This window comes from Sulfurovum sp. (assembly GCF_049668085.1).
Classification (GTDB): Bacteria; Campylobacterota; Campylobacteria; order Campylobacterales; family Sulfurovaceae; genus Sulfurovum.
The window spans coordinates 1-5801 of the sequence record NZ_JBATIY010000111.1 but is presented as its reverse complement, the minus strand read 5'-3'; the positions used below and the strand labels follow the sequence as shown (position 1 = coordinate 5801).

The window sequence follows — 5801 nt, the reverse complement described above, 5'->3', positions numbered from 1 at the left end:
CTTCGAGTCTATCCATTTCGTTTACATCAAAGACCTTTCCCATTTTTATGAACTGCTTGATTAATCCAGAGATAGTCAGACCCTTTTCTTTGGCCATCTGCTGAAACCTCATCTTTTCCTCAACCGTTAGCTTTGCTGAGATTGTTGTCATCTTTGCCATATTCCTCTCCTTCGTATGATAGATAATATTGAATTTGTGTTCTAAGCAAGAGAACGAAGAAGGTTTACCTTTGCGTAGTCTTGTTTATTTCAAAACTCTAGCAAAAGAGGATGGGTAAAATCCAACTTTTTCATTTGAAGATTTCAATCTTAAAAGAAAAGTAGTTGATTGTTCATTGCAAAATGTAATTTTATAATTTTCAATTTTTGCAGGCTATTTTTTACCCATACGATTCAGCTAGAATAATTTTCAAGATGAGATTCTTACCCTAAAGAGTCTTCACATATGAACATAAGAAGAAGGATTCAAGATGGTATTTTATGAAACTGTCAGCGATATAGGGCAAAGTGCATGAATACAATTCCACTTTATTTAAAGACCAATGATATGGCAAAACTTATCGGCTATAGTAGTGACTATCTTCTCAATAACAGAGATGTGATCTTTTTTGAAAACATACATTACTTCCCAAAATCTAAGCGCATAGATTGGAAAGTATCTAAAATGATCGAGTGGGTAGAAAATCAAAACCTATCTGATAAAGCAAAAAATATCTTGGATTTGGTAATATAATAATGCCCATTGTCTACTGGAGAGGATGGTAAACATGGTAAGAATGTTCAAACGATCGAATGGAATACTCTATGTAGAGTATATGATTGGTACTAAAACCGTTCAAAAAAGTACACGGCTTAAAGATACCAAAGCAAACAGAAGATTGATTGAAAAAGAGGTTATTCCAACTTTAGAGCGCAAAATCATATTAGGTGAGGTTGCAGGAACTAAGGCAAAGGAATTCAAATATTATGCCAAAATCTTTTTAAAGGATAAAGAGCATATAAAGACATATAATCAGTTAGTAAGTATTGTAAATGTTTTGAATGATCGTTTCGGTGATATTCGAATCAATGCTATTAATAGAGCTATGATCAAAGAGTTTGTCAGAGACAGACTTGAAATTAATACACCAAAGACTGTAAACAACTATTTAACTCCACTAAGAGGTGTGTTTGACAATGCAATTGATGCAGAAGCCATTAAGCATAACCCATGTGACAAGATAAAACTTCCTAAACACACGAAAAAGAGTGTAGAGCCGTTTTCTAGTCAACAGGTGGACATTATCCTCAGTAAGACCTTTGGATGGTTACAGACTTTTTTAGCGATAAGTTTCTATACTGGAATGAGAACTGGTGAAGTGTTGGCACTTATGCACTCTGATATAGACTTAAAAAATAGAGTGATCAGAGTTAGAAGAAGTATTAACAAAGGTAAAATAACGACACCTAAAACGGATAGTAGTATACGTGATGTTCCTATCTTTGATGGGCTTATTAAATATCTACCTAAACCCAGTAATTCACTATGGTTATTTTCTAAAGAAGATGGGAAGCCTTATGCTGCATTCTCAGGAAGCAAACAAAAAGAGTGGCGTGATCTACTGAAAGATTGTAAGATAGATTACAGAAAAGTATATGCTACAAGACATACATTCATTGTGTCTATGTTGAAAAACAGTGATCTAAGTATTTTAGAAGTGGCTCAACTTGTAGGGCATACTTCAACACAGATGATTATACAAAACTATGGTAAGTTCATTAAGGGTGAACACTTGAAAATAAATAGAAAAATAAAGCTATTTACTGACAATTCCACTGACAGTATGTCTCAAAGTGCGTTATAGGGGAAATGGTGTCAAGAGAGGGACTTGAACCCTCGACCTCCGGCTTATGAGACCAGCGCTCTAACCAGCTGAGCTACCTTGACATCTTTGTGAAGAGACGGAATTTTAACCAAAGATACCTTTATTGTCAATGAGTATAAGAAAAAACTACAAAAAAAAGTAAAAAATAGATGCAGAATACATAGTTTAGTCATATTAACTAAACTTTATTAAATAATTTCAAACAACCATCTTGACTTTTTAACAAAAAACTATTACAATGCATCCACAAAAACTATTAAGAAAAGGAGAAATTTATTATGGCATTTAAACCACTAAAAGATAGAGTTCTCGTAGAACGTGAAGAACAATCAAACACAACAGCATCTGGACTTTACATTCCTGATACAGCAAAAGAGAAACCTTTAGAAGGCAAAGTAATTGCAGTAGGACCCGTCGCAAGAGAAGACGGTATCGATGTAGGTGACACAGTCGTATTTGCTAACTTTTCAGGTATGGAAATTACTATAGAAGGTAAAGAATATCTTATTTTACTCAGTAAAGAAGTCTTAGGACTTATCAACTAATTATAAACGATTAAGGAATACACATGGCAAAAGAAATATTTTATTCAGACAAAGCAAGAAGCGGACTTTATGCAGGTGTCAGCAAACTCGCTGATGCAGTGAAAGTAACAATGGGTCCAAGAGGTCGCAATGTACTCATACAAAAAAGTTATGGTGCACCGCACATTACAAAAGATGGCGTGAGTGTCGCCAGAGAGATAGAACTTGTTGATCCACTTGAAAACATGGGTGCTCAACTGGTCAAAGAAGTGGCTAGCAACACAGCGGATGAAGCTGGTGATGGTACAACTACTGCTACAGTGCTAGCTCATGCTATTTTTAAAGAGGGTCTTAGAAACATTACTGCAGGAGCAAATCCTATAGAAGTAAAAAGAGGAATGGATAAAGCATCTGCTGCCATCATAGAAGAACTTCAAAAGATGTCTAAAGAAGTGAAAGATAAAAAAGAGATCGAACAAGTCGCAACTATCTCTGCAAATTCTGATAAGACTATAGGTAACCTGATCGCTGAAGCGATGGATAAAGTGGGTAAAGATGGTGTTATTACGGTAGAAGAAGCCAAAGGTATCAATGATGACCTTGAAGTAGTTGAAGGTATGCAGTTTGACAGAGGATATCTTTCTCCGTACTTTGTAACGAACTCTGAAAAAATGACATGTGAGATGGAAACCCCTATCATACTTTTAACTGATGCGAAGATCACTTCACTTAAAGACCTTGTACCTGTATTAGAACAAGTACAGCAAAGTGGACGTCCCCTTCTCATCATTGCAGATGACCTAGAGGGTGAAGCACTTGCAACACTTGTACTGAACCGTCTTAAAGGTGTCCTTAACATCGTAGCAGTTAAAGCACCTGGTTTTGGGGATAGAAAAAAAGAGATGCTTAAAGATATCGCTATCTTAACTGGTGCGACACTCATCACTGAAGAACTTGGACTTTCGTTAGAAAAAACAACACTGGCCGAACTAGGTCATGCAGCAAGAGTAGTCATAGACAAAGACAACACGGTTATCGTAGACGGTAAAGGTGACAAAAATGCTGTGCTTGCAAGAGTAGGAGAGATCAAAACACAGATCTCGACAACTACAAGTGAATATGACAAAGAAAAACTTCAAGAGAGACTTGCAAAACTCTCTGGCGGTGTTGCAGTGATCAAAGTAGGTGCTGCTACTGAAACTGAAATGAAAGAGAAAAAAGACAGAGTAGATGATGCACTTTCAGCAACCAAGGCTGCTGTGGATGAAGGTATCGTTATCGGTGGTGGAGCTGCACTCATCAAAGCAAGCCAATCTACTTCACTTAGTCTTACAGGAGATGAAGAAGTAGGTGCACAGATCATACTTAGAGCTGTATTTGCACCTATGAAACAAATTGCAGAAAATGCTGGATTTGATGCAGGTGTTGTAGCCGACAAGATCGCTCATGCTTCTGAAGAAAATCTAGGATTTAATGCTGCAACTGGAGAATATGTAGATATGTTGGAAGCAGGTATCATCGATCCACTTAAAGTGGAACGTGTCGCACTTCAAAATGCCACTTCAGTAGCATCTTTACTTCTTACTACTGAAGCAACTGTTTCAGATATACCAGAAGCAACACCTACAGCACAACCGGCTATGCCAGACATGAGTGGTATGGGTGGCATGATGTAAATTTGAGAGGCTTTAGCCTCTTAAATCCACTTAGAGTTATTACCTCAATAACTCTTCAAATTCAAGTGCCGGCAGTGGTCTGGAGAATAAATACCCTTGCGCATAATCACATCCTAAATTATATAGCAGAGAGGATTCCTTAGATGTTTCAACTCCCTCGGCAACAACTTCAAATCCTAATCCATGTAATAATGCTATCATAGATTTTACTGTAATTTGATGATCTAAATTATAATAAAGCTCAAAGATCAACGACCTGTCTATTTTAACCATGGAAAGCGGTAATGCCTGTAGATACTTTAGTGAAGAATAACCTGCACCAAATTGATCCAGAGAAATCGTAACACCCAACTCTTTAAAGAGCTTAAAGTCCATCATAGTCTGTTCAATGTTTGCCATAGCTGCACTTTCTGTAATATCTAGATTAAACTCTTTTGGATCTACAGAATACTGTTCAAATAAGCTTTTCAACTTTTCTATGAGCGTTTGAACCTGCATCTCTTTTAAAGAGAGGTTCACTGTGATCTTAAACTTCTGCAAACCTAATGCATCCCACTGTTTACGCTGTTTTATCACTTCTCTAAATACATACTCCCCAATATCAACAATAAGCCCTGTTTTCTGCGCAACATCTAAAAATTTATCTGCTGCGATCAATCCATGTTCAGGATGTTTCCAACGAATAAGTGCTTCAGCCCCTACCATCTCTTCATTTTTCAAGCTGAACATAGGCTGATAATAAAGGAAAAACTGATTATTTTGCAATCCTTTACGAATCTCTTCATTCATTTTTACTTCATCTTTATGTACCGTTTGAGACTCTGTTGTGAAAAATTCAATATTGGATTCGCTCTCTTTTTGTGCTTGATCCAATGCAATATAAGAATGATTCAATAATTTAGTAGCATTCTCACCATGCATTGGATACATTGAAATACCTAATGAAGCCGTCAATCGAACTTCTTTGTCTGATTTGTAATAATTTCCTATACTGGCAATAAGTCCTCTAGCTATATCACGAGCTTCTTCTTCATCTGATACTTTTTCTACAACAAGTAAAAATTTATCACAATCCATACGATAAACACGAATATTATCATCTTTATGTTTTTTAAAATAATCCGCCATTTTTTTTATGATCTGATTAGAATATGCTAATCCTAAAGTAGTTTGAAGATCTCTAAAATGATCTATACCCAATAAAAATAACCCAAACGACCTAGATTTTTTTTGACTCTCTATCACTAACGTGTTAATAGTAGTAAGAGCAGAAAATTGGGTAGGCAGTCCTGTGAAAAAATCAACCCCACCTTCTTTTGCTTTAGCACTATTATCGGTTTCTGAAGGTGCAATCATTTGCATATCTATGATACAGGTGATCGTTTTATTTACATTCCATGCACTTTTATCAACATATATATTGACATGTTGAAATTTACCTGAAATCACAAGTATTACATTTTTTAGATGGAAGCTTTCTGTTTGTCCATTCACTTTTTCTTTCAGTACTTTAAAAAACTCATCAGGATAAGATGTATCGGTTTTGAGTTCAACAGCCTTTGTACTTTTGAGTCTTACATTATTCTTATCTAGAGAAAATAGTTGTTTAGCTGATTGATTTGCAAATACAATATCATAATTTTCAGACAATACCATCATGGCTTCATCATAAAATTCTTTTTCTTGTTTAAAAAATTTTAATTCATCACATGCACTGACGTACCGCTTTCTAGATG

The 5801-nt window shown here is 35.8% G+C and carries 5 protein-coding genes and 1 tRNA gene; 4 read left to right on the top strand and 2 right to left on the bottom strand.

The window, feature by feature from the left end:
* Positions 1-511: 511 nt before the first annotated feature.
* Both WBM70_RS07265 and WBM70_RS07260 read left to right on the top strand, forming a co-directional pair.
* Positions 512-733 (top strand): hypothetical protein, encoded by a 222-nt coding sequence (locus WBM70_RS07265; RefSeq protein ID WP_424557835.1) that lies wholly within the window; start codon positions 512-514, stop codon positions 731-733.
* A gap of 34 nt (positions 734-767) precedes the next feature.
* Positions 768-1844 (top strand): tyrosine-type recombinase/integrase, encoded by a 1077-nt coding sequence (locus WBM70_RS07260; protein ID WP_424557834.1) that lies wholly within the window; start codon positions 768-770, stop codon positions 1842-1844.
* Positions 1845-1850: 6 nt separating this feature from the next.
* On the opposite strand, the gene WBM70_RS07255 is transcribed toward WBM70_RS07260, so the two are convergent.
* Positions 1851-1927, bottom strand: a tRNA-Met gene (locus WBM70_RS07255).
* 216 nt (positions 1928-2143) lie between these two features.
* On the opposite strand from WBM70_RS07255, the gene WBM70_RS07250 reads away from it, so the two are divergent.
* Both WBM70_RS07250 and groL read left to right on the top strand, forming a co-directional pair.
* Complete coding sequence (locus tag WBM70_RS07250) at positions 2144-2410, top strand: co-chaperone GroES (RefSeq protein ID WP_424557833.1); 267 nt, start codon at positions 2144-2146, stop codon at positions 2408-2410.
* Positions 2411-2433: 23 nt separating this feature from the next.
* On the top strand, positions 2434-4065 hold the full coding sequence (gene groL / locus WBM70_RS07245; protein ID WP_424557832.1) for a chaperonin GroEL: 1632 nt from the start codon (positions 2434-2436) through the stop codon (positions 4063-4065).
* Between the two features lie 39 nt (positions 4066-4104).
* On the opposite strand, the gene WBM70_RS07240 is transcribed toward groL, so the two are convergent.
* Positions 4105-5801, bottom strand: a 1697-nt coding sequence (locus WBM70_RS07240) for a putative bifunctional diguanylate cyclase/phosphodiesterase (protein ID WP_424557831.1), incomplete at its 5' end; no start/stop codon positions are given.